The sequence below is a fragment of the Pseudomonas sp. E1MeOHC2 genome (assembly GCF_058745025.1).
Window position 1 is genome coordinate 457544 of the sequence record NZ_CP196675.1, and the last position, 25849, is coordinate 483392.

General features: G+C 62.7%; 24 protein-coding genes. 15 read left to right on the forward strand and 9 right to left on the reverse strand.

Annotated elements, in window-relative coordinates:
• The first annotated feature begins 18 nt into the window (after nt 1–18).
• Genes nuoG through nuoN form a run of 8 tightly spaced genes read left to right on the forward strand, consistent with a single transcriptional unit; the run spans nt 19 to nt 10020 of the window.
• The gene (nuoG, locus tag ACSSU5_RS01995) at nt 19–2733 is read left to right on the forward strand and encodes an NADH-quinone oxidoreductase subunit NuoG (RefSeq protein ID WP_492560485.1); all 2715 of its coding nucleotides are present in this window, start codon (nt 19–21) and stop codon (nt 2731–2733) included.
• A complete protein-coding gene (gene nuoH / locus ACSSU5_RS02000; RefSeq protein WP_492560486.1) occupies nt 2730–3737 on the forward strand; it encodes an NADH-quinone oxidoreductase subunit NuoH in 1008 nt (335 codons plus the stop codon). The genes nuoG and nuoH overlap by 4 nt, the downstream gene beginning before the upstream one ends.
• 11 nt (nt 3738–3748) lie before the next feature.
• Nucleotides 3749–4297, forward strand: a complete 549-nt coding sequence (gene nuoI, locus ACSSU5_RS02005) for an NADH-quinone oxidoreductase subunit NuoI (RefSeq protein WP_027592814.1) — start codon at nt 3749–3751, stop codon at nt 4295–4297.
• A 10-nt stretch (nt 4298–4307) separates the two neighbouring features.
• The gene (gene nuoJ, locus ACSSU5_RS02010; RefSeq protein ID WP_186680785.1) at nt 4308–4808 is read left to right on the forward strand and encodes an NADH-quinone oxidoreductase subunit J; all 501 of its coding nucleotides are present in this window, start codon (nt 4308–4310) and stop codon (nt 4806–4808) included.
• A gap of 3 nt (nt 4809–4811) precedes the next feature.
• Nucleotides 4812–5120 (forward strand): NADH-quinone oxidoreductase subunit NuoK, encoded by a 309-nt coding sequence (gene nuoK, locus ACSSU5_RS02015; protein WP_008096201.1) that lies wholly within the window; start codon nt 4812–4814, stop codon nt 5118–5120.
• Nucleotides 5117–6970, forward strand: coding sequence for an NADH-quinone oxidoreductase subunit L (gene nuoL, locus ACSSU5_RS02020; RefSeq protein WP_264312381.1), 1854 nt, complete (start codon nt 5117–5119; stop codon nt 6968–6970). Before nuoK ends, nuoL begins: the two co-directional genes overlap by 4 nt.
• A gap of 40 nt (nt 6971–7010) precedes the next feature.
• Complete coding sequence (gene nuoM / locus ACSSU5_RS02025) at nt 7011–8543, forward strand: NADH-quinone oxidoreductase subunit M (RefSeq protein ID WP_492560487.1); 1533 nt, start codon at nt 7011–7013, stop codon at nt 8541–8543.
• A 7-nt stretch (nt 8544–8550) separates the two neighbouring features.
• A complete protein-coding gene (gene nuoN, locus ACSSU5_RS02030; RefSeq protein ID WP_264312379.1) occupies nt 8551–10020 on the forward strand; it encodes an NADH-quinone oxidoreductase subunit NuoN in 1470 nt (489 codons plus the stop codon).
• Nucleotides 10021–10085: 65 nt separating this feature from the next.
• Here nuoN and ACSSU5_RS02035 read toward each other — a convergent pair whose 3' ends face one another.
• A complete protein-coding gene (locus ACSSU5_RS02035; protein WP_264312378.1) occupies nt 10086–10334 on the reverse strand; it encodes an Ogr/Delta-like zinc finger protein in 249 nt (82 codons plus the stop codon).
• 201 nt (nt 10335–10535) lie between these two features.
• Here ACSSU5_RS02035 and ACSSU5_RS02040 point away from each other — a divergent pair, with 201 nt between their 5' ends.
• On the forward strand, nt 10536–10928 hold the full coding sequence (locus ACSSU5_RS02040) for a helix-turn-helix domain containing protein (protein ID WP_264312377.1): 393 nt from the start codon (nt 10536–10538) through the stop codon (nt 10926–10928).
• On the opposite strand, the gene ACSSU5_RS02045 is transcribed toward ACSSU5_RS02040, so the two are convergent.
• From ACSSU5_RS02045 to ACSSU5_RS02055, 3 genes are read right to left on the reverse strand one after another with little or no spacing between them, the layout of a single operon-like run.
• Complete coding sequence (locus ACSSU5_RS02045) at nt 10925–11287, reverse strand: hypothetical protein (protein ID WP_264312376.1); 363 nt, start codon at nt 11285–11287, stop codon at nt 10925–10927. The two genes, ACSSU5_RS02040 and ACSSU5_RS02045, sit on opposite strands and share 4 nt — an antisense overlap.
• Nucleotides 11280–11642, reverse strand: a complete 363-nt coding sequence (locus tag ACSSU5_RS02050; RefSeq protein WP_264312375.1) for a head completion/stabilization protein — start codon at nt 11640–11642, stop codon at nt 11280–11282. The genes ACSSU5_RS02045 and ACSSU5_RS02050 overlap by 8 nt, the downstream gene beginning before the upstream one ends.
• 10 nt (nt 11643–11652) lie before the next feature.
• Complete coding sequence (locus tag ACSSU5_RS02055; RefSeq protein WP_264312374.1) at nt 11653–11901, reverse strand: helix-turn-helix domain-containing protein; 249 nt, start codon at nt 11899–11901, stop codon at nt 11653–11655.
• 219 nt (nt 11902–12120) lie between these two features.
• Here ACSSU5_RS02055 and ACSSU5_RS02060 point away from each other — a divergent pair, with 219 nt between their 5' ends.
• Nucleotides 12121–14187, forward strand: coding sequence for a TonB-dependent receptor family protein (locus ACSSU5_RS02060; protein WP_492560488.1), 2067 nt, complete (start codon nt 12121–12123; stop codon nt 14185–14187).
• A 42-nt stretch (nt 14188–14229) separates the two neighbouring features.
• Here the strand turns inward: ACSSU5_RS02060 and chrR are convergent, their stop codons facing one another.
• Nucleotides 14230–14790 (reverse strand): class I chromate reductase ChrR, encoded by a 561-nt coding sequence (chrR, locus tag ACSSU5_RS02065; RefSeq protein WP_264312372.1) that lies wholly within the window; start codon nt 14788–14790, stop codon nt 14230–14232.
• Between the two features lie 157 nt (nt 14791–14947).
• On the opposite strand from chrR, the gene ACSSU5_RS02070 reads away from it, so the two are divergent.
• Nucleotides 14948–15166 carry a hypothetical protein gene (locus ACSSU5_RS02070; RefSeq protein ID WP_492560489.1) on the forward strand — a complete coding sequence of 73 codons (219 nt, stop codon included), beginning with the start codon at nt 14948–14950 and terminating at the stop codon, nt 15164–15166.
• Here the strand turns inward: ACSSU5_RS02070 and ACSSU5_RS02075 are convergent.
• The 4 genes from ACSSU5_RS02075 to ACSSU5_RS02090 form a co-directional block, all read right to left on the reverse strand.
• Nucleotides 15150–17399 carry an Orn/Lys/Arg family decarboxylase gene (locus ACSSU5_RS02075; RefSeq protein WP_264312370.1) on the reverse strand — a complete coding sequence of 750 codons (2250 nt, stop codon included), beginning with the start codon at nt 17397–17399 and terminating at the stop codon, nt 15150–15152. The two genes, ACSSU5_RS02070 and ACSSU5_RS02075, sit on opposite strands and share 17 nt — an antisense overlap.
• Nucleotides 17400–17469: 70 nt before the next feature.
• Entirely contained in the window at nt 17470–18228 is a 759-nt protein-coding gene (gene dnaQ, locus ACSSU5_RS02080) for a DNA polymerase III subunit epsilon (protein WP_264312369.1), read from the reverse strand.
• Between the two features lie 59 nt (nt 18229–18287).
• A complete protein-coding gene (gene rnhA, locus ACSSU5_RS02085; protein WP_027592827.1) occupies nt 18288–18734 on the reverse strand; it encodes a ribonuclease HI in 447 nt (148 codons plus the stop codon).
• Nucleotides 18735–18747: 13 nt separating this feature from the next.
• Nucleotides 18748–19521 carry a class I SAM-dependent methyltransferase gene (locus tag ACSSU5_RS02090; protein ID WP_264312368.1) on the reverse strand — a complete coding sequence of 258 codons (774 nt, stop codon included), beginning with the start codon at nt 19519–19521 and terminating at the stop codon, nt 18748–18750.
• A gap of 85 nt (nt 19522–19606) precedes the next feature.
• On the opposite strand from ACSSU5_RS02090, the gene gloB reads away from it, so the two are divergent.
• The 4 genes from gloB (at nt 19607) to ACSSU5_RS02110 (ending at nt 25848) form a co-directional block, all read left to right on the forward strand.
• Nucleotides 19607–20386 carry a hydroxyacylglutathione hydrolase gene (gene gloB / locus ACSSU5_RS02095; protein ID WP_492560490.1) on the forward strand — a complete coding sequence of 260 codons (780 nt, stop codon included), beginning with the start codon at nt 19607–19609 and terminating at the stop codon, nt 20384–20386.
• A 100-nt stretch (nt 20387–20486) separates the two neighbouring features.
• Entirely contained in the window at nt 20487–21920 is a 1434-nt protein-coding gene (locus tag ACSSU5_RS02100; protein ID WP_264312366.1) for a lytic transglycosylase domain-containing protein, read from the forward strand.
• 266 nt (nt 21921–22186) lie between these two features.
• Nucleotides 22187–24016, forward strand: coding sequence for an extracellular solute-binding protein (locus tag ACSSU5_RS02105; protein ID WP_492560491.1), 1830 nt, complete (start codon nt 22187–22189; stop codon nt 24014–24016).
• Nucleotides 24013–25848 (forward strand): extracellular solute-binding protein, encoded by a 1836-nt coding sequence (locus ACSSU5_RS02110; protein WP_492560492.1) that lies wholly within the window; start codon nt 24013–24015, stop codon nt 25846–25848. Before ACSSU5_RS02105 ends, ACSSU5_RS02110 begins: the two co-directional genes overlap by 4 nt.
• Nucleotide 25849: the final 1 nt, after the last annotated feature.

A 25849-nucleotide genomic window follows, 5' to 3' on the forward strand; every position in this document is an offset into this window, starting at 1 on the left:
AACGAAGAACTTTGAACAATGGCCACTATCCACGTAGACGGCAAAGCGCTCGAAGTCAACGGTGCAGACAACCTGTTACAGGCCTGTCTGTCGCTCGGCCTCGACATCCCTTATTTCTGCTGGCACCCGGCGCTTGGTAGCGTTGGCGCCTGCCGGCAGTGCGCGGTCAAGCAGTACACCGACGAGAACGACACCCGTGGTCGTATCGTCATGTCCTGCATGACCCCTGCCTCCGACGGCACCTGGATCTCCATCGAAGATGACGAGTCCAAGGCGTTTCGCGCCAGCGTCGTCGAATGGCTGATGACCAACCACCCGCACGACTGCCCGGTGTGCGAGGAAGGCGGTCACTGCCACCTGCAAGACATGACGGTAATGACCGGCCACAACGAGCGCCGCTACCGTTTCACCAAGCGTACCCACCAGAACCAGGACCTCGGCCCGTTCATCGCCCACGAGATGAACCGCTGCATCGCCTGCTACCGCTGCGTGCGCTACTACAAGGACTACGCAGGCGGCACCGACCTGGGTGTCTACGGCGCCCACGACAACGTGTACTTCGGCCGCGTTGAAGACGGCGTGCTGGAAAGCGAGTTCTCCGGCAACCTGACCGAGGTCTGCCCGACCGGCGTATTCACCGACAAGACCCACTCCGAGCGCTACAACCGCAAGTGGGACATGCAGTTCGCCCCGAGCATCTGCCACGGCTGCTCCAGTGGCTGCAACATCAGCCCGGGCGAGCGCTACGGTGAACTGCGCCGCATCGAAAACCGCTTCAACGGCTCGGTCAACCAGTACTTCCTGTGCGACCGCGGCCGCTTCGGTTACGGCTACGTCAACCGCACCGACCGCCCACGTCAGCCACGCCTGGCCGACGGCACCAAGCTGAGCCTGGACGCCGCCCTGGACAAGGCCGCCGACCTGCTGCGCGGCCGCACCATCGTCGGTATCGGCTCGCCACGCGCCAGCCTCGAAAGCAACTACGGCCTGCGTGAGCTGGTCGGCGCCGACTACTTCTATTCGGGTATGGAAGCGGGCGAACTGGCCCGTGTGCGCCTGGCCCTGAACGTGCTGAACAACAGCCCGCTGCCGGTGCCGACCCTGCGCGACATCGAAGACCACGACGCTGTGTTCGTGCTCGGTGAAGACCTGACCCAGACCGCCGCCCGCGTTGCCCTGTCCGTACGCCAGGCCACCAAAGGCAAGGCCGAGGCCATGGCCGAAGCGATGAAAGTGCAGCCTTGGCTGGACGCCGCCGTGAAGAACATCGGCCAGCATGCGCTGTACCCGCTGTTCATCGCCAGCCTGGCTGAAACCAAGCTGGATGACGTCGCTGAAGAATGCGTACACGCAGCCCCTGCTGACCTTGCCCGTATCGGTTTCGCCGTGGCCCACGCCATCGACCCGAGCGCGCCAGCAGTAGCCGGCCTGGACGATGAAGCCCTGGCCCTGGCCAAGCGCATCGCCGACGCCCTGGTCGCGGCCAAGCGCCCACTGGTCATCGCCGGTACGTCGCTGGCTGACCCTGCACTGATCGAAGCCGCGGCCAACATCGCCAAGGCCCTGAAGCTGCGCGAGAAGAACGGTTCGCTGAGCTTGGTTGTGCCTGAAGCCAACAGCCTCGGCATGGCGATGCTGGGCGGTGAGTCCGTCGATGCTGCGCTGGACGCGGTCATCAACGGCAAGGCCGATGCCATCGTCGTGCTGGAAAACGACCTGTACACCCGCGTACCGGCCGCCAAGGTCGATGCCGCCCTGGCTGCAGCCAAGGTCGTGATCGTCGCCGATCACTCCCACACCGCGACCCTCGAACGCGCCCACCTGGTGCTGCCGGCTGCTTCGTTCGCCGAAGGCGACGGCACCCTGGTCAGCCAGGAAGGCCGTGCCCAGCGCTTCTTCCAGGTGTTCGACCCGCAGTACCTGGACAGCAGCATCCTGGTCCACGAAGGCTGGCGCTGGATGCATGCCCTGCGTGCCACCCTGCTGAACAAGCCGGTCGACTGGACCCAGCTGGACCACGTCACCAGCGCCTGCGCCGAAGCCGCCCCGCAACTGGCCGGCATCGTCAACGCCGCACCAAGCGCCGCGTTCCGCATCAAGGGCATGAAGCTGGCCCGTGAGCCGCTGCGCTACTCCGGCCGCACCGCCATGCGCGCCAATATCAGCGTGCACGAGCCACGGACCCCGCAAGACAAGGACACCGCGTTCGCCTTCTCGATGGAAGGCTACTCGGGCTCCGTCGAACCGCGCCAGCAGGTGCCGTTCGCCTGGTCGCCGGGCTGGAACTCGCCGCAAGCCTGGAACAAGTTCCAGGACGAAGTCGGTGGCCACCTGCGTGCCGGTGACCCAGGCGTGCGCCTGATCGAATCGCAAGGCGATCGCCTGAACTGGTTCAACGCCATTCCGGGCGCGTTCAACCCAGCTCGTGGCACCTGGACTGCAGTCCCGTTCTTCCACCTGTTCGGCAGCGAAGAAAGCTCCTCGCGCGCCGCCCCGGTGCAAGCGCGCATTCAGCCTGCCTACGTGGCCCTGGCCAAGTCCGAAGCCGACCGCCTGGGTGTCAACGAAGGCGCACTGCTGAGCCTGAACGTCGCCGGTGTGGCACTGCGCCTGCCGCTGCGTATCAATGAAGAGCTGGGCGCTGGCCTGGTCGCGCTGCCGAAAGGCCTGGCCGGTATTCCGCCTGCCATCTTCGGTGCATCCGTCGAAGGCCTGCAGGAGGCAGCACAATGAGCTGGTTCACCCCCGAAGTGATCGATGTGATCCTCACCGTGGTCCGGGCCATCGTGGTCCTGCTTGCGGTGGTGGTCTGCGGTGCGCTGCTCAGCTTCGTCGAGCGTCGTCTGCTGGGCTGGTGGCAGGACCGTTACGGTCCGAACCGCGTCGGCCCGTTCGGCATGTTCCAGATCGCTGCCGACATGCTGAAGATGTTCTTCAAGGAAGACTGGAACCCGCCCTTCGTCGACCGCATGATCTTCACCCTGGCGCCGGTCGTGGCCATGAGTGCCCTGCTGATCGCCTTCTGCGTCATCCCAATCACCCCACTGTGGGGCGTCGCCGACCTGAACATCGGCCTGCTGTTCTTCTTCGCCATGGCTGGCCTGTCGGTGTACGCCGTACTGTTCGCCGGCTGGTCGTCGAACAACAAGTACGCCCTGCTGGGCAGCTTGCGGGCTTCGGCACAGACCGTCTCGTACGAGGTGTTCCTGGGCCTGGCGCTGATGGGCGTGGTGGTGCAGGTGGGTTCGTTCAACATGCGCGACATCGTTGAATACCAGGCCCAGAACCTGTGGTTCATCATTCCGCAGTTCTTCGGTTTCTGCACCTTCTTCATCGCTGGCGTCGCCGTGACTCACCGTCACCCGTTCGACCAGCCGGAAGCGGAACAGGAACTGGCCGACGGCTACCACATCGAGTATGCCGGCATGAAATGGGGCATGTTCTTCGTCGGTGAGTACATCGGCATCATCCTCATCTCGGCGCTGCTGGTGACCCTGTTCTTCGGCGGCTGGCACGGTCCGTTCGGCATCCTGCCGCAAGTACCGTTCCTGTGGTTCGCGCTGAAGACCGCGTTCTTCATCATGCTGTTCATCCTGCTGCGCGCCTCGATCCCGCGCCCGCGCTATGACCAGGTGATGGACTTCAGCTGGAAGTTCTGCCTGCCGCTGACCCTGATCAATTTGCTGGTGACCGCTGCGATCGTGCTTTACAACACGCCAGCCGTCGCGGCCCAGTGAGGATTTGACCCATGTTCAAGTATATCGGCGACATCGTTAAGGGCACCGGCACACAGCTGCGCAGCCTGGCCATGGTGTTCTCCCACGGGTTCCGCAAGCGCGACACCCTGCAGTACCCCGAAGAAGCTGTGTACCTGCCGCCGCGCTACCGCGGCCGCATCGTCCTCACCCGCGACCCCGATGGCGAGGAGCGCTGCGTAGCGTGCAACCTCTGCGCGGTGGCCTGCCCGGTTGGCTGCATCTCGCTGCAGAAAGCCGAGACCGAGGACGGGCGTTGGTACCCTGAGTTCTTCCGCATCAACTTCTCGCGCTGCATCTTCTGCGGCCTGTGCGAAGAGGCGTGCCCGACCACCGCGATCCAGCTGACTCCGGATTTCGAAATGGCCGAGTTCAAGCGTCAGGACCTGGTGTACGAGAAAGAAGATCTGCTGATCTCCGGCCCCGGCAAGAACCCTGACTACAACTTCTACCGTGTTGCGGGTATGGCAATCGCTGGCAAGCCGAAAGGCTCTGCACAGAACGAAGCCGAGCCGATCAACGTGAAGAGCTTGCTCCCATAAGGACAGAAAGATGGAATTCGCTTTCTACTTCGCATCCGGGATCGCCGTGGTCTCCACCCTTCGTGTGGTGACCGGCACCAACCCCGTGCACGCCCTGCTCTACCTGATCATTTCGCTGATTTCCGTGGCAATGATCTTCTTCGCCCTGGGCGCGCCGTTCGCCGGCGCCCTGGAAGTGATCGCCTACGCTGGCGCCATCATGGTGCTGTTCGTGTTCGTGGTGATGATGCTCAACCTCGGGCCGGCTTCGGTTGCCCAGGAGCGCGGCTGGCTGAAGCCTGGCATCTGGGCCGGGCCGGTGATCCTCGCCGCCCTGCTGCTGCTGGAGCTGCTGTACGTGCTGTTCGTCACCCCAAGTGGCGCAGCCATCAGCGGTACCACCGTGGACGCCAAGGCCGTGGGCATCAGCCTGTTCGGCCCGTACCTGCTGGTGGTCGAACTGGCTTCGATGCTGCTGCTTGCTGCAGCCGTCACCGCCTTCCACCTGGGCCGCGTTGAGGCGAAGGAGTAAATCATGGGTGCTATCCCTCTCGAGCATGGTCTGGCAGTCGCCGGCATCCTGTTCTGCTTAGGTCTGGTTGGCCTGATGGTCCGCCGCAACATCCTCTTCGTGCTCATGAGCCTGGAAGTCATGATGAACGCCTCTGCCCTGGCGTTCATCGTCGCCGGTGCCCGTTGGGTCCAACCCGACGGCCAGGTGATGTTCATTCTGGTGATCAGCCTGGCAGCCGCCGAGGCCAGTATTGGCCTGGCCATCCTGCTGCAGCTATATCGCCGCTTCCACACTCTCGACATCGATGCTGCCAGTGAGATGCGCGGATGAACCTTATCTTCCTGACTTTCGTCTTCCCCCTGATCGGCTTCTTGCTGCTGTCGTTCTCGCGCGGGCGGTTCTCGGAGAACCTGTCCGCCCTGATCGGCGTCGGCTCGGTCGGCCTCTCGGCTGCGACAGCCGCCTACGTCATCTGGCAGTTCAACGTCGCCCCGCCTGAAGGCGGCGCGTACAGCCAGCTGCTGTGGCAGTGGATGTCGGTGGACGGCTTTGCGCCGAACTTCACCCTGTACGTGGATGGCCTTTCGGTCACCATGCTCGGCGTGGTCACCGGCGTAGGCTTCCTGATCCACCTGTTCGCGTCCTGGTACATGCGTGGCGAAGCCGGTTACTCGCGCTTCTTCTCGTACACCAACCTGTTCATCGCCAGCATGCTGTTCCTGGTGCTGGGCGATAACCTGCTGTTCATCTACTTCGGCTGGGAAGGCGTGGGCCTGTGCTCGTACCTGTTGATCGGTTTCTATTACAGCAACCGCAACAACGGCAACGCGGCACTCAAGGCCTTCATCGTCACCCGTATCGGCGACGTGTTCATGGCCATCGGCCTGTTCATCCTGTTCGCCCAGCTGGGTACCCTGAACGTGCAGGAACTGCTGGTGCTGGCACCGCAGAAATTCCAGGCCGGTGACACCTGGATGGTCCTGGCGACCCTGATGCTGCTGGGTGGCGCGGTCGGTAAATCGGCCCAGCTGCCGCTGCAGACCTGGCTGGCCGACGCAATGGCGGGCCCGACCCCGGTTTCGGCACTGATCCACGCCGCAACCATGGTGACCGCGGGCGTGTACCTGATTGCCCGTACCAATGGCCTGTTCCTGCTGGCGCCGGACATTCTGCACCTGGTCGGCGTGGTCGGCGGTGTGACCCTGGTGCTGGCCGGCTTTGCCGCGCTGGTACAGACCGACATCAAGCGTATCCTCGCCTACTCGACCATGAGCCAGATCGGCTACATGTTCCTGGCCCTGGGCGTCGGTGCCTGGGACGCGGCGATCTTCCACCTGATGACCCACGCCTTCTTCAAGGCCCTGCTGTTCCTTGCTTCCGGTGCGGTGATCGTTGCCTGCCACCACGAGCAGAACATCTTCAAGATGGGCGGCCTGTGGAAGAAACTGCCGCTGGCCTATGCCAGCTTCGTGGTCGGTGGCGCCGCCCTGGCTGCCCTGCCGATCGTGACCGTGGGTTTCTACTCCAAGGACGAGATCCTCTGGGAAGCCTTCGCCAGCGGCAACACCGGCTTGCTGTACGCCGGCCTGGTGGGCGCGTTCATGACCTCGCTGTACACCTTCCGCCTGATCTTCATCGCCTTCCACGGCGAAGCCAAGACCGAAGCCCACGCCGGCCACGGCATCAGCCACTGGCTGCCACTGGGCGTGCTGATCGTGCTGTCGACCTTCGTCGGCGCCTGGATCACCCCGCCGCTGGCAGGTGTGTTGCCGGAAAGCGCAGGCCACGCCGGTGGTGACGCCAAGCACTCGCTGGAGATCGCCTCGGGCGCCATCGCCATCGCTGGTATCCTGCTGTCGGCCCTGCTGTTCCTGGGCAAGCGCCGCTTCGTCAGCGCGATTGCCAACAGCGGCATCGGCCGTGTCCTGTCGGCCTGGTGGTTCGCCGCCTGGGGCTTCGACTGGATCTACGACAAGCTCTTCGTCAAACCTTACCTGCTGATCTGCCACATCCTGCGCAAGGACCCGGTTGACCGCAGCATCGGCCTGATCCCTCGGATGGCCCGTGGCGGCCACGTCGCCATGAGCAAGACCGAGACCGGCCAGCTGCGTTGGTACACCGCCTCGATCGCCGTCGGCGCCGTGCTGGTGCTCGGTGCTGTGGTAGTGGCCGCGGTATGACTATGAATCTTGCGACTTTGCCAAAGGAAACCAACCCGTCATGATTTTGCCTTGGCTGATCCTGATCCCCTTCATCGGCGGCTTCCTGTGCTGGCTGGGTGAGCGCTTCGGCGCCACCCTGCCGCGCTGGATCGCGCTGCTGACCATGTCCCTGCTGCTCGGCATCGGCCTGTACCTGTGGGGCGCCGGCGACTACACCCTGGCCCCTGCTCCGGGCGCCGAACCTGCCTGGGCACTCGAATACAAAGTCGAGTGGATCAAGCGCTTCGGCATCAGCATCCACCTGGCCCTCGACGGCCTGTCGCTGCTGATGATCCTGCTCACCGGCCTGCTTGGTGTGCTCTCGGTACTGTGCTCCTGGAAAGAGATCCAGCGCCACGTCGGCTTCTTCCACCTCAACCTGATGTGGATCCTCGGCGGCGTGGTCGGTGTGTTCCTGGCCCTGGACCTGTTCCTGTTCTTCTTCTTCTGGGAAATGATGCTGGTGCCGATGTATTTCCTCATCGCGCTCTGGGGTCACAGCTCCGCAGACGGCAAGAAGACCCGGATCTACGCGGCGACCAAGTTCTTCATCTTCACCCAGGCCAGCGGTCTGATCATGCTGGTGGCGATCCTTGGCCTGGTGCTGGTCAACTACAACACCACCGGCGTGCTCACCTTCAACTACAGCGACCTGCTCAAGGCCGAACTGCCGGCTGGCGTCGAATACGTGCTGATGCTGGGCTTCTTCATCGCCTTCGCGGTCAAGCTGCCGGTGGTGCCGTTCCACTCCTGGCTGCCTGATGCACACGCCCAGGCACCGACCGCAGGTTCCGTGGACCTGGCGGGTATCTTGCTGAAGACCGCGGCCTACGGCCTGCTGCGCTTCGCCCTGCCGCTGTTCCCGAACGCCTCGGCCGAGTTTGCGCCGATCGCTATGACTCTGGGCCTGATCGGTATCTTCTACGGGGCCTTCCTGGCCTTCGCGCAGTCCGATATCAAGCGCCTGATCGCCTTCTCCAGCGTTTCGCACATGGGCTTCGTGCTGATCGGTATCTACTCCGGCAGCCAGCAGGCTCTGCAAGGCGCGGTGATCCAGATGCTGGCCCACGGCCTGTCGGCTGCCGCGCTGTTCATCCTGTCCGGCCAGCTGTACGAGCGCCTGCACACCCGTGACATGCGTCAAATGGGTGGCCTGTGGCACCGCATCGCCTACCTGCCGGCGATCAGCCTGTTCTTCGCCGCCGCCTCCCTGGGCCTGCCAGGTACCGGCAACTTCGTCGGCGAGTTCCTGATCCTGATCGGCAGCTTCGCCAGCGTGCCATGGATCACCGTGATCGCCACCACCGGCCTGGTCTTCGGCTCGGTCTACTCGCTGATCATGATCCACCGCGCCTACTTCGGCCCAAGCAAGAACGACACCGTGCTGGCCGGCATGGACGGCCGCGAGCTGATCATGGTGCTGGGCCTGGCGGTGCTGCTGATCGTGCTTGGTGTGTACCCGCAGCCGTTCCTCGACACTTCTGCCGCCACCATGAGCGGTGTGCAGCAGTGGCTTGGTTCCGCTTTCACTCAACTCGCTTCGGCCCGGTAAGAGCGCTATGGAATTCACCACTCAACACTTCATCGCATTGGCGCCGATGCTGATCACCACCATCACCACGGTGGTGGTGATGCTGGCGATCGCCTGGAAGCGCAACCACTCGCAGACCTTCCTGCTGTCCACCGTGGGCCTTAACCTGGCCCTGCTGTCGATCCTGCCGGCACTTAAGGTCGCGCCGCTGGCGGTCACCTCGCTGATCACCATCGACAAGTTCGCCTGCCTGTACATGGCGATCATCCTGGTGGCCACGCTGGCCTGCGTCACGCTCGCTCACGCCTACCTCGGCGAAGGCGCCAAGGGCTTCCCGGGCAACCGTGAAGAACTCTACCTGCTGCTGCTGATGTCGGCTCTGGGTGGCCTGGTGCTGGTCAGCGCCAACCACCTGGCCGGCCTGTTCATCGGCCTGGAGCTGCTGTCGGTACCCGTCTACGGCCTGGTGGCGTATGCCTTCTTCAACAAGCGTTCACTGGAAGCCGGCATCAAGTACATGGTGCTGTCGGCCGCAGGTTCGGCCTTCCTGCTGTTCGGCATGGCACTGCTGTACGCCGATGCCGGCAGCCTGAGCTTCGACCAGATCGGCAAAGCCCTGGCAGCCACCAACATGCCAAGCCTGTTGGCTCAACTGGGCCTGGGCATGATGCTGGTAGGCCTGGCCTTCAAGCTGTCGCTGGTGCCGTTCCACCTGTGGACCCCGGACGTGTACGAAGGCGCCCCGGCGCCGGTTGCCGCGTTCCTGGCCACCGCCAGCAAGGTCGCGGTGTTCGCCGTGGTCGTACGCCTGTTCATGCTCTCCCCTGCTGCCAGCAGCGGCGTGCTGAGCACCGTACTGGCCGTGATCGCGGTCGCCTCGATCCTGATCGGTAACCTGCTGGCGCTGACCCAGAGCAACCTCAAGCGTCTGCTCGGTTACTCGTCCATCGCCCACTTCGGCTACCTGGTCATCGCCCTGGTCGCCAGCAAGGGCCTGGCGCTGGAAGCCATGGGCGTGTACCTGGTTACCTACGTGATCACCAGCCTGGGTGCCTTCGGCGTCATCACCTTGATGTCCTCGCCTTACGGCGGCCGTGATGCCGATGCCCTGTATGAGTACCGCGGCCTGTTCTGGCGCCGCCCGTACCTGACCGCTGTGCTGACCGTAATGATGCTGTCGCTGGCCGGTATCCCGCTGACCGCAGGCTTCATCGGCAAGTTCTACATCATCGCCACCGGCGTCGAGTCGCACCTGTGGTGGCTGGTCGGTGCCCTGGTAATTGGTAGCGCCATTGGCGTGTACTACTACCTGCGCGTGATGGTCACCCTGTACCTGGTCGAACCGAACCTGCGTCGCCACGACGCCCCGCTGAAGTGGGAACAGCGCACCGGTGGCGTCATGCTGCTGGCAATTGCCATTGTTGCCTTCGTGCTGGGTGTCTACCCGCAACCGCTGCTGGAACTGGTTCAGCAAGCGGGCCTGCAACTGATCGGCTGATCAGCTCGGCAATACAAAACACCCCGCTCATGCGGGGTGTTTTTTTATCTGCGCGAAATGGCTGCTTACTCGGCCGCGTCAGGCAATGCAGCTCTGCGCAGGTCGCCATTGGCGGATGGCAGGTAGACTTCAGGGTTGGGCATCCCGCTGGGAGAAAGTTCATGGGTCATTTCAAACTCGGCTCGCACTGACCAGCCACAGGCCTCGGTGGTGCATTGCAGGTAGGCAACCCGTAGGAATATATGGCGTCCCTCACTGGTGCGTATGCGCATACGGCTGTTGCAATGCGGGCAGACCAGCTTGTACGTACTCACGGCAGGCACCTGTAACCATTGTCCAGACAGTCCTTCTGTGAGAATGATCCTTTAGTTGTGTCAGTATTAACTGCATAGGTGGATGTATTCTTCACTTCAATGCTTCTCATTGCAGAAATGCTCCTTAAAAACGCAGGGCTGTATTCATAACGAGTAGTTTAAGCCCATGGAATATCATTAAACCAGACATGGATAATTGTTATGAGTACTGGCTTGCTTGCTCCTGTGCTTGCTCGGCTGAAGCTCCTCACCGGCTGTGATACCGATGCCGAGCTATCGAGAGCGCTGTCCATCAGCCCCCAGACGTTGAGCAGTTGGAAGGTACGCGACAGCATCCCATACGCGATTTGCGTAGAGTCAGCCAAGCACTACGCCTGCTCACTCGACTGGCTGTTACTGGGTGAAGCCACCCCAAAACCAATGCCCCAGGGCCCGGAGACGTGGGAGACCGACATGCTCGAGCGGCTACGGGCGCTCTCAGTTACCGACCGCCAGGCGATTTTGTTGCTCATCCAGGACAAGCAGCGCATCCAACAGCTCGAACGGCAACTGACCGAGCTTGCCAAGCGCATACCCGATGACGTCAGGGCTTAACCCCGACGGCGCCAGCGCTGGATGATTTCGCGCGGGTCCAGCGTGTCCAGCCAGACCAGCACCTTGAGGCTGATCGGTATCACCACGACTGCTGCCACGAAAGCGGCCATGCCACGGGTCAGCATCGGCGCCAGCGACGAGAGCAGGGGCTCGAACAAGTGCCCCACACCAACGGTCACACAGACCAGCAGCAGTTTTTTGCTGACTGTCAGGCGCCTGGAGGCATTGGTGATCAAGCGGTCGCGAGCCGCGCTAACCAGCAAGGCCCCAAGCAGTGCGCCGTACAGCACCCTGCCATCCATGCCCAGCAGTTCCAGAAATGCCAACAACAGGTTATCGACCAGAGGAGGTTCAAGCATCAGCCCCTCCCCTGCGCAATGCCTGTCGGCGGGTAACCGAGCGCAGGACCGCACCTTCTACAAAACGCGTGTAGCACACTAACAGCGCCCGCCCATGATCATGCCCGGACACCTCTTCGAGGCGTTTGTAACCCCGTTCACGCAGTGCCGCACGCCAGCGCGCGAACTCCCGCGCTGCATCGATAGCGGCGCAGCGTGCGGCGACCTCCAGCTGCGCTTCGCTGATCTCCCGCCGAAGTTGCAAGCGCTCGCGCAGAACCGCGAGGTCTAAGCGCGGCCAGAACGGGTCATGGCAGTCTGGAAAACGTGACTTGATCACGGCAGGCTCAAAACCAAGTGGCAACAAGTGATTCATGGCCACCCCCTCACTGTTCAGCCAGCATGCCGTAGCGAATCGCCCTGATAACGGCCGCTACACGCGTTGGCACATCGAACTTGCGCAGGATGTTGGCCACGTGGAAGTTCACCGTCGACTCCTTGCATTCCAGGATCTGGCCAATTTCCCACGAGCTCTTGCCGTAAGCGCACCACAGCAGGACTTGCCGCTCACGCGGGGTCAGGCGGATGGGTGGGTCCAACAAGGTATCGGTCGAATGTCGTGCGTTGTCGTTCATCGTTGAACTCCACGAGTGATTGAGAGAGGCATCGCTGCCGATCTGTAATCACCTTACGAAGCACGTGCCGCCCTCTCCAGCCGAGCTGCTTGTAAAGAACTTGCCTACAGAACCGTCTGACGGAAGTTGCGAGAAATTCACTGAAGTTCTTCGTGCTCCGAGCGCCGTTTCGCTCGTCTCAACGCCGTTATCCATTCGCCTTTCGCCTGGAGTCGTACGATGCGTTCCGTTTTACCCCTCTCATCTTGCCTTGGTCTGCTGGCGGCCATCACTGCCACCCCGACCGCCTTGGCCGCACCCTCGGTCGAACTGGGCCAGGTGCTGATCACGGACGAGGAGCAAAGCGAACTGACGGCCGCCAGCGAGCGTCTGCGCGAAGTCCCAGGCGCCAGCAACCTGGTGGACATGCAGCGCGTGGGGCAAGGCCGGGTCGCCAGCAACCAGGATGTGCTGGCCTACCAGCCTGGCGTGTTCGCCCAGTCGGCGGGTAATGACGGCATCAAACTGTCAATCCGCGGGTCGGGCATCAACCGCGCACCGGGGGCGCACGGCTCCGGGGTGTACACGATGTTTGACGGTTTACCGCTGACCGGCCCAGGGGGGACGCCTTATGAGCTGTTCGAGCCGCTGTGGCTGAGCCGTGCCGAGGTATTGCGCGGGGCCAATGGCTTCGATCAAGGCGCCCTGGCCCTGGGGGGCGCCATCAACTACGTGACCCATACCGGCTACGATGCCGCACCATTGCAGGTGCGGTACGAGGTCGGCAGCCGCGGCTACCAGCATCGGCACATCAGCTCTGGCCAGGTGCTGGGCAACCTCGATTACTACGTGGCTCTGACCGATTCGGAATACGACGGCTATCAGGCGCACAGCAGTGGCAGCGCCAAGGGTATCGCCGCGAATGTCGGCTACCGCTTCAACCCGAACCTGGAAACGCGTTTCTACCTGCGCTACCGGGAGACCGAAAACGACCTGGCCGGGCGCCTGACCAAAGAACAGATCAAGCATGACCCGCGTGCCGCCAACGCGGCGTACCTGGCGCGCGACGACAGCCGGCCGCAACCGGGCAGCACCTGGGTGGCCAACAAGACCACCTTCTACCTTGAGGACGATGCCCGGGTGGAAGCCGGGCTGGTCTATCACGACTTCCCAATGGACCTGCGCGAAGGCCCGATGCGCCTGAAGGTCGCCTACACCGATGTCAGCGGTACCCTCAACTACTTCCGCCGCGACACCCTGCTGGGCCGCGAGAGCAAGACCACCGTAGGCTGGCGAACCACCAAACACCTGCCTAACAGTGGGGCCTCGCAGTTTGCCCGTACCAGCGGCGATAACTTCGGTGCGCGCAGCCGCGACTTCAGCTACCAGGGCTCGGACACCGTGCTGCATGTCGGCAACGATCTGGAGCTGATCCCCGACCTGTGGCTGACCACCGGCCTGGCGATGATCTACACCCGCCGTGAAAGCGACGTCACCTACCCTGCCACAGGCGGCAAGGTCAGCCAGCACGACTGGGACTACGCGCCGCGCCTGGGCCTGCGCTATGACATCAACCCGCAACTGCAGGTGTATGGCAACCTGAGCCGCTCGGTCGAGCCGCCACACCCATGGTCGCTGATCTGGAGTTCAACGGTAGCGACCCAACCGATCGAAATGCAAAACCAGACGGCCACCACGCTGGAGCTGGGCGCGCGCGGCGAGTCGATGCTGGGGCGCTGGGACCTGGCCTGGTACTACTCGCACGTACGCCACGAACTGTTGGCCGTGGAAATCGTGCAGGGCCTGCCGGCCAAAGAGTTCAATGCCAGCGCCACCGTGCACCAGGGTGTCGAGGCAGGCCTGGACAGCACCCTGTGGGAGCAAGCCGGTACGGGCAAGCTGAGCCTGCGCCAGGCCTACACCTTCAGTGACTTCCACTACCGCGACGACGACACGTTCGGCGACAACCGCTTGCCTGGCATCCCCATGCACTACTACCAGGCCGAACTGCGCTATAACTGGCCGAGTGGCTTCTATGCCGGGGTCAACACGCAAATGGCCTCGAAGGTGCAGGTTGACTATGCCAACAGTTACCACGCCGACGCCTACGCCTTGCTTGGCGCGCGCCTGGGCTGGGACTCACCGAAACAGGACTGGCAAACCTGGCTCGACCTGCGCAACCTGACCAACAAACGCTACGCCGCGACGGTAACGCCAGGCTACAACGACGCCGGGCAGGACATCGCCCGCTCGACACCGGGTGAAGGGTTTGGGGTTTATGCTGGGGTTTCTTACAGCTTCCGATAATCGACGGGGGCCGTTATGCGGCCCCCGCGCCCGAACAGGGTTTCAGACCGCCCTGTTCAGTTTCACCCACGAAGCAAACTTGTCGACAAACCCCTGCAGAAACGGCCGCACCTTGTCGCTGAGCTTGCCAGATTCCTCGAACAGGCTCGCCGCGCCACCGAGGTAGGCCTCTGGCATCTGCATGCAAGGCATGTCGAGAAACACCAGCGACTGACGTACGGCGTGGTTGGCACCAAAGCCACCAATCGCTCCCGGCGACACACTCACCACAGCCGTCGGCTTGCCGCTCCAGGCGCTTTGACCATAAGGCCGCGAGCCCACGTCGATGGCGTTCTTCAGGCAGCCCGGCACCGAGCGGTTGTACTCTGGCGTAACGAACAGCACCGCATCGCTGCGGCGGATTTCATCGCGAAAACGCTTCCATGCCTCTGGCGGCGCTTCAGCCTCGACGTCCTCGTTATACAGGGGCAAATCCCCAATCTCGACGATCTTCAAGGCAAGGCTGGACGGCGCCAGCTCCGAAAGTGCGCGGGCTACCCTGCGGTTGTAGGATTCCTTGCGCAAGCTGCCAACGACGACCGCTACCGAATACACCTGGCTCATGGCGATTTCCATCCTTTGCTGGCTAAGAAGACGTTGTAGTTATAGATGACCGTTTCTCGGCGCTTTGGTTTTTTTTCCCGTAGGTGAAAACTTCCGGGTATCTTGTACGGTCTATGTCTGCAGACATTTCCTACGTAATTCAGAGGTTTTCACCTAAATGGCAGCAGTACTGGTCGGCCAATTCCACGCCCGTGACGCCGAAGGCCGCATCTACCCCGTCCACGAATTCCAGGAGTCCACCCTCCAGATCGATGGCAGCACCCTGGGCGCGCCAATCACCAGCTATCGCTTGGCCATTGGTGACCGGGTCAATCACCTGGGCGAAAACCGTTTCGAACTGGTGCAGACCGGCGTCGAGATCATTCGCATTCCTTGATGCAGTCCACGGTGTAGCGACCGTTTTCGTTCTGCAGGCCATGCACGTCGGCAACGAAACCAGGGAAGCCATCGTTGAACGCCCGGGCAAACGCCAGGTAGTCGAGTATCGAGCGGGTCGCTTCGGTGAACCGCTCGCCTGGCATGATCAATGGAATGCCGGGCGGATACGGCACCAACATCACGGCCGCCACACGGCCCAGCAATGCCTCGATCGGCACCGCCTCAACTTCCCCTCGCACCATCTGGTCATACGCCCGTGCCGGGCTTACGGCCACCTGGGGCAAGCGCGTGAACAAGCGTTTGAGCTGCTTGGCCGTGGCATTGGCGCGGTAGCATTCATGCAACTGGTCACACAGATCACGCAGCCCCATCCCTTGATAGCGTGATGCATCCGCGGCCACGACACTCGGCAGGCAACTGTTCAACCGCGTGTTGCCATCATAGTGGCGCTTGAACTCCAGCAACTCTGTCAGCAAGGTGCTCCACTTGCCCTTGGTGATACCCATGGAGAACAGCACCAGAAAGCTGTACAGGCCCGTCTTCTCCACCACCAGCCCACGTTCCCAGAGAAACTTGCTGACTACCGCAGCCGGAATGCCATGCTCGCCCAGCACCCCGCCGGCGCTCAAACCTGGCATGACCAAGGTCACTTTCAGCGGGTCGAGCAGGACATAGTTGCCCGCCACCTCACCAAAGCCATGCCACTCTGCCCCCGGCTGCAGCAACCAGTCCTGTGCCGCAAGATGCTGGATACCTTCTGCCGTCGGCGGTTGCCAGATACTGAACCACCAGTCGGCCGCAGCGATATGCGTGCGCAGATTGGCCAGCGCACGGCGAAAGCTCAGCGCCTCGTCGAACATTTCCTGTAGCAGCGAGCGCCCGGCCGGCCCCTCCATCATGGTCGAGGCCACGTCCAGCGACGCCAGGATGCTGTACTGCGGCGATGTCGAGATGTGCATCATGAACGCTTCATTGAAGCGGTCACGGTCCAGTTGGCGCCTGGCACCGTCCTGCACATGGATCATCGACGCCTGGCTGAAGGCCGCCAGCAACTTGTGCGTGGAATGGGTGCTGAACACCAGTGGGCTGTCGGCCGCGCACGCCGTACCCATGGCATAACGCCCCTCGAAAAAGTCGTGGAACGCCGCGTAGGCGAACCAGGCCTCGTCAAAGTGCAGCACCTCGACACTGGCACCCAGCGTCTGCTTGATCAGCCCTGCGTGATAGCACAGGCCGTCGTAGGTTGAGTTGGTCACCACCGCCAGTTTGATGCGCTGCCCGCGATCCCGCGCCAGGGGGTTGGCCTGGACCTTCGCCTGGATCGACTCGGGGCTGAATTCACTGAGTGGGATCGGCCCGATAATGCCCAGTTCATTACGTTCGGGGCAAAGATAGATCGGGATGGCGCCCGTCATGATGATCGCGTGGACCACCGACTTGTGGCAGTTGCGGTCCACCAGCACCAGGTCATCGCGGCCGACCATGGCGTGCCAGACGATCTTGTTGGCGGTGGAGGTGCCATTGATCACGAAGAACGTGTGGTCGGCGCCGAAGTTGCGTGCAGCCCTGGCCTCTGCCTGGGCCAGGGGGCCAGTGTGATCGAGCAGCGAACCTAGCTCGGGCACCGAAACCGACAGGTCCGAACGCAGGGTGTTCTCGCCAAAAAACTGGTGAAAGGCCTGGCCAACCGGGCTCTTGTGATAGGCCACACCACCGCCGTGCCCCGGCGTATGCCAGGAGTAATTGGATTGCGCGGTGTGCTGCACCAGGGCTTTGAAAAACGGCGGGAGCAGGCCGTCGAGGTAACTGTGGGCAGCACGTGCCACCTGGCGTGCAAGAAACGGCACGGTGTCTTCGAACAAATAAAGAATGCCGCGCAATTGGTTCAGCTCGCTCATGACCTCGGCGGGGGCGTTTTCCAGAGTGACCTGCTCGCCCAAGGCAAAAATCGGCAGGTCTGGCGCGCGCAAACGGGCCAGGCGGATCAGCTCGGCCATGTTCTGTAGCAGATGTGTGTTTTCGCCCACGCCTTCGGCGGCAATCAGCATGCAGGCCAGGCCATGATGGGTGGCAGCGACCAGGCGCGCTTCGGCGTGGTCCGCTGCGGCCAGAATGGCGAAACCGTCCTGGCGCAATTCCTCGGCGATGCCCCGAATGCGGTCACCGGCGACGCTGTCGGCCTTGATCGCACGATGGACAATGAGGATGGGGAACTTGAGGTCCTTGTACATCAGGCAGCTACCTCTACAGGACGGGTGTCCTTTTCAGGGTAGTTGCCAGCGCTTATCGGTGTTGCAGGATTTAACCCGCAGGTGCCTCGGTCAACGCCTGCCACATCGCGGGTGCCCCCGCCGACTTGGCAATGGCCGCCAGCCGCTCGGCATGCGCCTCCAGCTCCTCGGCAGTGGCCATGATCACCGGCCCAGGCGTACGCCCGGTAATACGGCGAATCTCGCTACCGCCACCGCCCTGCCCATCGCTGTCACCTTCAGTACCATGCCCGGCCAGCGACAGGCTGGTCTGGCCACCGGTCATTGCCAGGTAGACGTCAGCCAGCAGTTCCGAGTCGAGCAGTGCGCCGTGCAGCTCACGGCCCGAGTTGTCGATGTCGTAGCGTTTGCACAGTGCGTCGAGGCTGTTGCGCTGCCCCGGGTGACGGGAACGCGCCAGCAACAGGGTATCGAGGATGGTGCAATGCTGCGCAAGGTCGGCACGCTCGCGCTGCCCCAGCAGGGCGAACTCGTTGTTGATGAAGCCAACGTCGAACGCTGCGTTGTGGATGACCAGCGTGGCGCCCTGGATGAACTCGAAGAACTCTTCGGCGACCTCAGCGAAACGCGGCTTGCCGATCAGGAAGGTGTCGGTGATGCCGTGAACGCCAATGGCACCCTCATCACTCTCGCGATCAGGTTGCAGGTAGACGTGGAAATGCCGCCCGGTCAGGCGACGGCCAATGACCTCGACACAGCCGATCTCGATGATGCGATGGCCTTCACCGACCGGCATACCGGTGGTTTCGGTATCGAGAATGACCAGGCGTTTATCTTGCTGCTGCTCCACGCGGGGGCTCCAACTTGCTTCAAGTACAAAAGTGACAAAGCCGGGGATTGTACCCCAGCTCAGCGCGCGGCGCGCACCTCATCCACCCCACGGTTGGCCAGCTGGTCGGCGCGTTCGTTGCCTGGGTGGCCAATGTGGCCGCGTACCCACTTCCAGCTGACTTTGTGCCGGTTGACCTGCTCGTCGAGCAACTGCCAGAGGTCGGCGTTTTTCACAGGTTCTTTGGCTGCAGTCTTCCAACCGCGCTTCTTCCAGTTGACCATCCATTCGTTGATGCCCTTCATCACGTACTGCGAGTCGGTGGTCAGCACCACCTCGCATTCACGCTTGAGCGACATCAGGCCCTGGATCGCGGCCATCAGCTCCATGCGGTTGTTGGTGGTCTCGCGCTCGCCGCCCCACAGTTCCTTCTCGACGCCCTTGTAGATCATCAGGACGCCCCAGCCGCCAGGGCCAGGGTTGCCCTTGCAGGCGCCATCGGTAAACATTTCGACGCTATCGCTCATGTACCACTCTTGTTCAGTGCTTTTCAGAATCAGGATTGGCCGCCGTACGGTTGACCTTGGCCAGCGGCAGCGGCAGCAGTTTGCCCATGGGTTCGCGGCGCTCCGGGCGCAACGGCCGCAGGCCGACCACCATCTTGCGGGCCACCAGCAGGTACACGCCGCCGCCGGCAATTTGCCAGCCGCCAGCTACCCGCTCCCAGCCCGCCAGGCGTTGCTGCCAGGCAGGCCCGGCAAGCGGCGGACGATAGCACCCGAAGCGGCGTTTCTCCAGCGCGAAGCCGAGCAGGTTGAGCCAGTCGCCCACCCGCGAGGGCGAGATGCAGCGGGCCTTGCGCAGGGCGCCATGGCTGAACAGATGGCGCATGCCCCAACTGCTCCAGGGGTTGATACCGACGATCAGCAGGTGCCCACCTGGGCGAACGGCGCTGGCGGCCTCGCGCAACAGGCCATGGGGCGTCAGGCTGAAATCCAGGCCGTGCTGCAGCACCACCACGTCGGCGGCATGCTCGCTCAACGGCCAGGCCTGCTCCTCGCAGACGATCTCCACCCCCGGCAACGGTGCCCCAAGGCGCACGTTGCGCTGCACCTGGGGCGCGCTGGGCGGCGCTTCGGCACAGGGCCCATAGTGCACGAGGTAACCGCCAAAGAAGCGCCCCAGCTCTTCTTCCAGCAGTTTTTCCTCTTCCTTGAGCATCAGTTGCCCGAGCGGGCCGTTGAACCACTCACGGGCCAGGCTGATCAGTTCGACCCAATCGGGGTCGGCCTGGGCAAAGGCTTGGTCGGTCATTGCGTTCTCCCTCGAAGGTTCTCGCGCCACGCCATCGCGGCTAAGATGCCCTCATGTCCCACGCTTGGCGATACGGATCCGCACCATGATACAGATCGATGCTCTCCCCGCTTTCTCCGACAACTACATCTGGTTGTTACAGGATACTGCCAAACGCCGTTGCGCGGTGGTCGACCCTGGCGACGCCGGCCCAGTGGAAGGGTGGCTGGCGGCACACCCTGACTGGGTATTGACCGATATTCTGGTGACCCACCACCACAACGACCATGTCGGCGGTGTCGAACGGCTCAAGCAATTGACCGATGCCAGGGTCTACGCCCCGGCCAACGAGCGCATCCCCGCCCGCGATGAAGCGCTGACGGACGGCGATGAAATCAGCGTACTGGGCCTGACCTTCCAGGTCATCGGTGTACCCGGCCATACCTTGGGGCATATCGCCTTCTATGCAGCGCAACCGGCAACGCCCCTGCTGTTCAGTGGTGACACCCTGTTCGCGGCCGGCTGTGGGCGCATGTTCGAAGGCACCGCCGAACAGATGCACCCGTCCCTGCAGCGCCTAGCCGCCCTGCCCGAGCACACCCAGGTGTATTGCGCCCACGAATACACCCTGAGCAACCTGCGCTTCGCCAAGGCCGTCGAACCGCAAAACCCGCACGTTCTACAGCGCTTCGACGAGGTTACCCGGCTGCGCGCCGAAAATCGCATCACCTTGCCATCGACGATCGGCCTCGAACGACTGACGAACCCATTTATTCGCACGACTGAAACATCCGTTAAACAAAAAGCAGACGAATGGAAGGGACATTCAAACAGCACGCATGTCGCTGTTTTTGCTGCCTTGAGGTCTTGGAAGGACACCTTCTGATAACCTCAAGATATATCGCATGTGAGGGTCAACGGTTGACCAGGCCGGTAGCGGTTTCTAGAATCGCCGAAATTTTTCGCCCGGAAACCTGTCCCAGCCGATGCCTTCCCGTAGCCGCAGAACCTCTCATTCCGTCGCCCTGACGCGCCTGGCCCAAATCAGTGCGCTGGCCCTGGCCGCCACCTTGGTGGGCTGCCAGAGCACCCGTCAGCTTGACGAATCCGATAGCGTTCGCGCGCACAACTACCAGGCGCGGATCAAGCACAAGCCTGCTCCGCTGCTGGTCAAGCCGGCCGAGCAGGCGCCACAGGACGTCTGGGAGCGCATGCGCCAGGGCTTCACCCTGCAGGACAGCATCGACGTCAACCCGCGCATCGAACAGCAGCGCCTGTGGTTCGCCAGCAACCCGCGCTACATCGAAAGCGCTGGCGAGCGCGGCAGCCTCTACCTGCACTACATCGTCGAGCGCCTCGAAGAGCGCGACATGCCGCTGGAACTGGCCCTGCTGCCCGCCATCGAAAGCGCCTACAACCCGATGGCCTACTCGCGCGCCCATGCGGCGGGAATGTGGCAGTTCATCCCGTCCACGGGGCGCCATTTCAACCTGCGCCAGACCAATTTCTACGACGGCCGTCGCGACGTTACCGCCTCGACCAACGCCGCGCTGGACTACCTGAGCCGCCTGCACGACATGTTCAACGGCGACTGGCTGCTGGCCCTGGCGGCCTACAATGCCGGTGAAGGCACGGTAAGCCGCGCCATCGAACGCAACGAAAAACTCGGCCTGCCGACCGACTACTGGAACCTGCCACTGCCACAGGAAACCCGCGACTACGTGCCCAAGCTTTTGGCCCTGTCGCAGGTGGTGTCTACGCCTGATGCCTATGGCGTCAACCTGAACCCGATTGCCAACGAACCCTACTTCGAGGCGGTGGCCATCAATGATCGCCTCGACCTTTCGCGCGTTGCAGCCTTCGCCGACATCGACGAAGACGAGCTGATACAGCTCAACCCGGCCTTCAAGAAGCGCATGACCGTGGACGGCCCCCAGCAGTTGCTGGTACCGACTGCCAAGGCGCAATTGTTGTCCGCGAGCCTGTCCAACCTCAAGCCTGAGCAACTGGTCAGCCTGCAGCCGAACAAGGCCGTGTTCGCCCGTGCCGTGGCCGAAGCCAAGGCACCCGCGACAGCCGCGCGCAGCTACCGGGTAAAAAGGGGCGATAACCTGGGCACCATCGCCAAGGCCAACCGCGTGTCGGTCAGGGACATCAAGCGCTGGAACCGTATGTCCGGCAACAGCCTGAGGGCTGGCCAGGTATTGGCACTGCGCGGCGGCAATGCGCCGAGTGCCGCAGGCAACCGGGTGGCGGCGTCCTCGCAGCGCTCGACCCAGTACAAGGTGCGCAAGGGCGACTCGCTGTACCTGGTGGCCAAGCGTTTCAATGTCGAGATGAAACACCTCAAGCGCTGGAACCCGCGCAGCGGTCATGCGCTCAAGCCAGGGCAAACGCTGACCGTCTATCTGGGGCATTGATGTAAAACGCAGCCTTGTGGGGCCAGCTGTGGGAGCGGCCTTGCGTCGCGAAAGGGCCGCAGCGCGGCCCCAGAATTTCAGCAATTGCTGGGGCCGCTTAGCGGCCCTTTCGCGACGCAAGGCCGCTCCCACAAGCGCAGCATCACCCACGATCCCCCGCACCGGGCTTTCCCGCCATTACCGCCGTCATAACCTCTCTTTTTCCAACCCCAGCAAGCTGTTACTGTACCCGATCAAAGCCCAACGCCTCTGGATCGGATCTCGACTTGATACGTCCCCTCCTGCTGTCAATCAGCCTGGCCTTGAGCTTTCCCGCCGTCGCGATGGTGAGCGAAAGCCACGGATACGCGCAGTTCGGCACGCTCAAGTACCCAGCCACATTCACCCACTTCGACTGGGTCAACCCGCGAGCGCCCAAAGGCGGCACCTTGCGGGCCATGGCATTCGGTACCTTCGACACGCTCAACCCTTACACCTTCAAGGGTTCGAGCCCGATCACCACGCCAAACTTCCAGCAATACGGCATCAGCGAGCTGAACGAGCCGCTGATGATCGGCACGGGGCAGTACGACCCCTCCGGCGATGAGCCGACCTCAAGCTACGGCCTGATCGCGCGCTCGGTGGAGTACAGCGAGGACCGCAGCTGGGTGGTGTTCAACCTGCGCCCACAAGCACGCTTCCACGACGGCCGCCCGATCACCTCGGCGGACGTGGCCTTTTCCTACCGCACGCTGCTCAAGGATGGCCACCCCATCTACCGCACCAACCTGCAGGAAGTGCAGCGGGTGGACATCCTCGGCCCCCTGCGCATCCGCTTCGTCTTCAAGCGCGCCGGCAACCCACTGCTGATCCTGCGCCTGGGCGAAATGCCGGTGCTGCCCAAGCACTACTGGCAAGGCCGCGACTTCAAGGCCACCACCTTCGAGCCGCCATTGGGCAGCGGCCCCTACCGCATCACCCAGGTACAGCCCGGACGGCGCCTGGTGTTCGAGCGGGTGAAGAACTACTGGGGCAAGGACCTTGCCGTCAACCGTGGCAAGTACAACTTCAAGCGGGTCGAATACGAGTTCTACCGGGACGCCACCGTGGCGTTCGAAGCGTTCAAGGCCGGCGAGTTCGATATTTATATCGAACACCAGGCCAAGAACTGGGCCAATGGCTACAACTTCCCGGCGGTGCGCCGTGGTGAGGTGATCAAGGCGCAAATCCCGCACCGCATTCCGACCCAGACCCAAGGCCTGTTCATGAACAGCCGCAGGGCCTCGTTCAGCGACCCTCGGGTGCGCCAGGCACTGGGCCTGATGCTCGACTTCGAGTGGACCAACCGCGCCCTGTTCAGCAGCGCCTACCGCCGCTCGACCAGCTATTACCCCAACAGCGAATTTGCGGCCACCGGCTTGCCCACCGGCAAGGAGTGGCTGTTGCTGGCGCCGTTCCGTGACCAACTGCCCGAAAAACTGTTCAGCGAACCCTACAAGGTCAGCCAGACCGAAGGCCGTGGCATCAACCGCCAGACCCTGCGTCAGGCCCTGGGCCTGCTCGCCGAAGCCGGCTGGAAGCTCAACGGCCAGCGCCTGGTGGACAGCAAAGGCCAGCAGCTGCGCCTGGAGCTGCTGCTGGTAAACCCCAACCTTGAACGCATCCTGCAACCTTATGTCGAAAATCTGTCCAGTATCGGCATCGATGCACGCTTGCGCACTGTGGACCGCGCCCAGTACAAACAACGCCTGGACCAGTTCGATTTCGACATGATTCTGATGACCCTGAACCAGACCTTGAGCCCCGGCCTTGAACAGTGGCTGTACTTTCACTCAAGCCAGGCCGCGACCAAGGGCAGCAAGAACTATGCTGGGGTCAAGGACCCGGTGGTCGACCACCTGCTCGACACCTTGCTCGCCGCGCGCACCCGCGACGACCAGGTCGCCGCCGCCCGCGCCCTGGACCGCGTGCTCTCATGGCAGTACTACATGATCCCCAATTGGTATCTCGACAATCACCGCCTGGCCTACCGCAATCGGTTCGCCTTTGTCACCACGCCGCCCTACACCCTCGGGCTGAACAGCTGGTGGATCAAGACTTCGGAGAAAGCCAAATGATGCCAACGCACCGCCTGCGCCAGCTGGCTGGCAGCCTGCTGCTGGCCTGCCTGAGCCTTCCGGCCCTGGCCGCGCCGCAACACGCGCTGACGCTCTACGACGAGGCGCCAAAATACCCCGCCAATTTCAAGCATTTCGACTACGTCAACCCCGACGCGCCCAAGGGCGGCACCTTCCGCCAGTCCAGCTTCGGTGGCTTCGACAGCCTCAACCCGTTCATCAACAAGGGCGTGGCGGCCGAGAACATCAGCATCATCTACGACACCCTGATGCGTCAGAGCCAGGACGAGCCGTTCACCGAGTACGGCCTGGTCGCCGGCAAGATCGAAAAGGCCCCGGACAACAGTTGGGTGCGCTTCTACCTGCGCCCCGAGGCCCGCTTCCATGACGGCCACCCGATGCGCGCCGACGATGTCGTGTTCACCTTCAATGCCCTGATCAAGGACGGTGCGCCGCTGTACCGACAGTACTACGCCGACGTCGCCGAAGTGGTGGCCGAAGACCCGCTGCGGGTGCTGTTCAAGTTCAAGCACCAGAACAACCGCGAGCTGCCGCTGATTCTGGGCCAGCTGCCGGTACTGCCCAAGCACTGGTACGAAGGCCGTGAGTTCAACCGTGGCAACCTGGAAATCCCCCTGGGCAGCGGCCCGTACAAGGTTGACGAGGTCAAGGCTGGGCGGACCATCCGCTACGAGCGGGTCAAGGACTACTGGGCCAAGGACCTGCCGATCAACCGCGGCCAGTTCAACTTCGATGCCATGACCTTCGACTCTTACCGCGACACGGCCGTAGCGCTAGAGGCATTGAAAGCCGGGGCGTTCGACTATGCGCTTGAGGTCAGTGCAAAAAACTGGGCCACCGCCTACAACGTCCCAGCGGTCCGCGATGGCCGCCTGATCAAGGAAGAGCTGCCCAACGGCAACCCCACCGGCATGCAGGGCTTCATATTCAACCTGCGCAAACCAGTGTTCCAGGACATCCGTGTGCGACAGGCGCTGAGCCTGCTGCTGGACTTCGAGTGGACCAACAAGCAGTTGTTCAACGGCGCCTACACCCGCACCGGCAGCTACTTCGAAAACTCCGACATGGCCGCCAGGGGCGTGCCCTCCCCTGACGAGTTGAAAATACTCGAACCGCTGCACGGCAAAGTGCCCGAGCAGGTCTATAGCGAGGCCTTCCATAACCCGGTGACCGACGCCAGCGGTATGATCCGCGAACAGCAGCGCCAAGCCTACAAGCTGCTGCAGGAAGCCGGCTGGAAAATCGTCGACGACAAGATGGTCGACGCCCAGGGCAAACCGGTGTCCATCGAGTTTCTGCTGGCCCAGACCGAGTTCGAACGCATCCTGCTGCCGTTCAAGCGCAACCTTGCCGACTTAGGGATTGACCTGAACATCCGCCGGGTCGACGTTTCGCAATACATCACGCGCCTGCGCTCGCGCGACTACGACATGATCGTCGGGGGTTACCCGCAGTCCAACTCGCCGGGCAACGAGCAGCGCGAGTTCTGGTCCAGCGCCGCCGCCGACAACCCTGGCAGCCGCAACTTCATCGGCCTGCGCGACCCGGCCATCGACCAGTTGGTGGAACAGCTGATCAATGCCGAATCACGCCAGAGCCTGATCAACCACGCGCGCGCGCTCGACCGCGTACTGCTGTGGGGCTACTACGTGATCCCCAACTGGCACATCAAGACCTGGCGCGTGGCCTACTGGAACCACATCGGCCACCCGAAAGTCTCGCCCAAGTACGACATCGGCATCGACACCTGGTGGATCAAGCCCGGCGTGACCCCGGCCGTAACCGATGCCACCGTGGGCGAGGCCAACTGAG

What these genes read in the sequence shown, in the direction of transcription:
- ACSSU5_RS02100 (WP_264312366.1), top strand. Translation starts at nt 20,487, where the DNA reads ATGCCTTCCCGTAGCCGCAGAACCTCTCATTCCGTCGCCCTGACGCGC.
- ACSSU5_RS02040 (WP_264312377.1), top strand. Translation starts at nt 10,536, where the DNA reads ATGAGTACTGGCTTGCTTGCTCCTGTGCTTGCTCGGCTGAAGCTCCTC.
- gloB (WP_492560490.1), top strand. Translation starts at nt 19,607, where the DNA reads ATGATACAGATCGATGCTCTCCCCGCTTTCTCCGACAACTACATCTGG.
- ACSSU5_RS02090 (WP_264312368.1), bottom strand. Translation starts at nt 19,521, where the DNA reads ATGACCGACCAAGCCTTTGCCCAGGCCGACCCCGATTGGGTCGAACTG.
- ACSSU5_RS02055 (WP_264312374.1), bottom strand. Translation starts at nt 11,901, where the DNA reads ATGAACGACAACGCACGACATTCGACCGATACCTTGTTGGACCCACCC.
- rnhA (WP_027592827.1), bottom strand. Translation starts at nt 18,734, where the DNA reads ATGAGCGATAGCGTCGAAATGTTTACCGATGGCGCCTGCAAGGGCAAC.
- chrR (WP_264312372.1), bottom strand. Translation starts at nt 14,790, where the DNA reads ATGAGCCAGGTGTATTCGGTAGCGGTCGTCGTTGGCAGCTTGCGCAAG.
- ACSSU5_RS02075 (WP_264312370.1), bottom strand. Translation starts at nt 17,399, where the DNA reads ATGTACAAGGACCTCAAGTTCCCCATCCTCATTGTCCATCGTGCGATC.
- nuoM (WP_492560487.1), top strand. Translation starts at nt 7,011, where the DNA reads ATGATTTTGCCTTGGCTGATCCTGATCCCCTTCATCGGCGGCTTCCTG.
- ACSSU5_RS02050 (WP_264312375.1), bottom strand. Translation starts at nt 11,642, where the DNA reads ATGAATCACTTGTTGCCACTTGGTTTTGAGCCTGCCGTGATCAAGTCA.
- nuoI (WP_027592814.1), top strand. Translation starts at nt 3,749, where the DNA reads ATGTTCAAGTATATCGGCGACATCGTTAAGGGCACCGGCACACAGCTG.
- nuoN (WP_264312379.1), top strand. Translation starts at nt 8,551, where the DNA reads ATGGAATTCACCACTCAACACTTCATCGCATTGGCGCCGATGCTGATC.
- nuoH (WP_492560486.1), top strand. Translation starts at nt 2,730, where the DNA reads ATGAGCTGGTTCACCCCCGAAGTGATCGATGTGATCCTCACCGTGGTC.
- nuoG (WP_492560485.1), top strand. Translation starts at nt 19, where the DNA reads ATGGCCACTATCCACGTAGACGGCAAAGCGCTCGAAGTCAACGGTGCA.
- ACSSU5_RS02110 (WP_492560492.1), top strand. Translation starts at nt 24,013, where the DNA reads ATGATGCCAACGCACCGCCTGCGCCAGCTGGCTGGCAGCCTGCTGCTG.
- nuoL (WP_264312381.1), top strand. Translation starts at nt 5,117, where the DNA reads ATGAACCTTATCTTCCTGACTTTCGTCTTCCCCCTGATCGGCTTCTTG.
- ACSSU5_RS02045 (WP_264312376.1), bottom strand. Translation starts at nt 11,287, where the DNA reads ATGCTTGAACCTCCTCTGGTCGATAACCTGTTGTTGGCATTTCTGGAA.
- ACSSU5_RS02060 (WP_492560488.1), top strand. Translation starts at nt 12,121, where the DNA reads ATGCGTTCCGTTTTACCCCTCTCATCTTGCCTTGGTCTGCTGGCGGCC.
- nuoK (WP_008096201.1), top strand. Translation starts at nt 4,812, where the DNA reads ATGGGTGCTATCCCTCTCGAGCATGGTCTGGCAGTCGCCGGCATCCTG.
- nuoJ (WP_186680785.1), top strand. Translation starts at nt 4,308, where the DNA reads ATGGAATTCGCTTTCTACTTCGCATCCGGGATCGCCGTGGTCTCCACC.
- ACSSU5_RS02070 (WP_492560489.1), top strand. Translation starts at nt 14,948, where the DNA reads ATGGCAGCAGTACTGGTCGGCCAATTCCACGCCCGTGACGCCGAAGGC.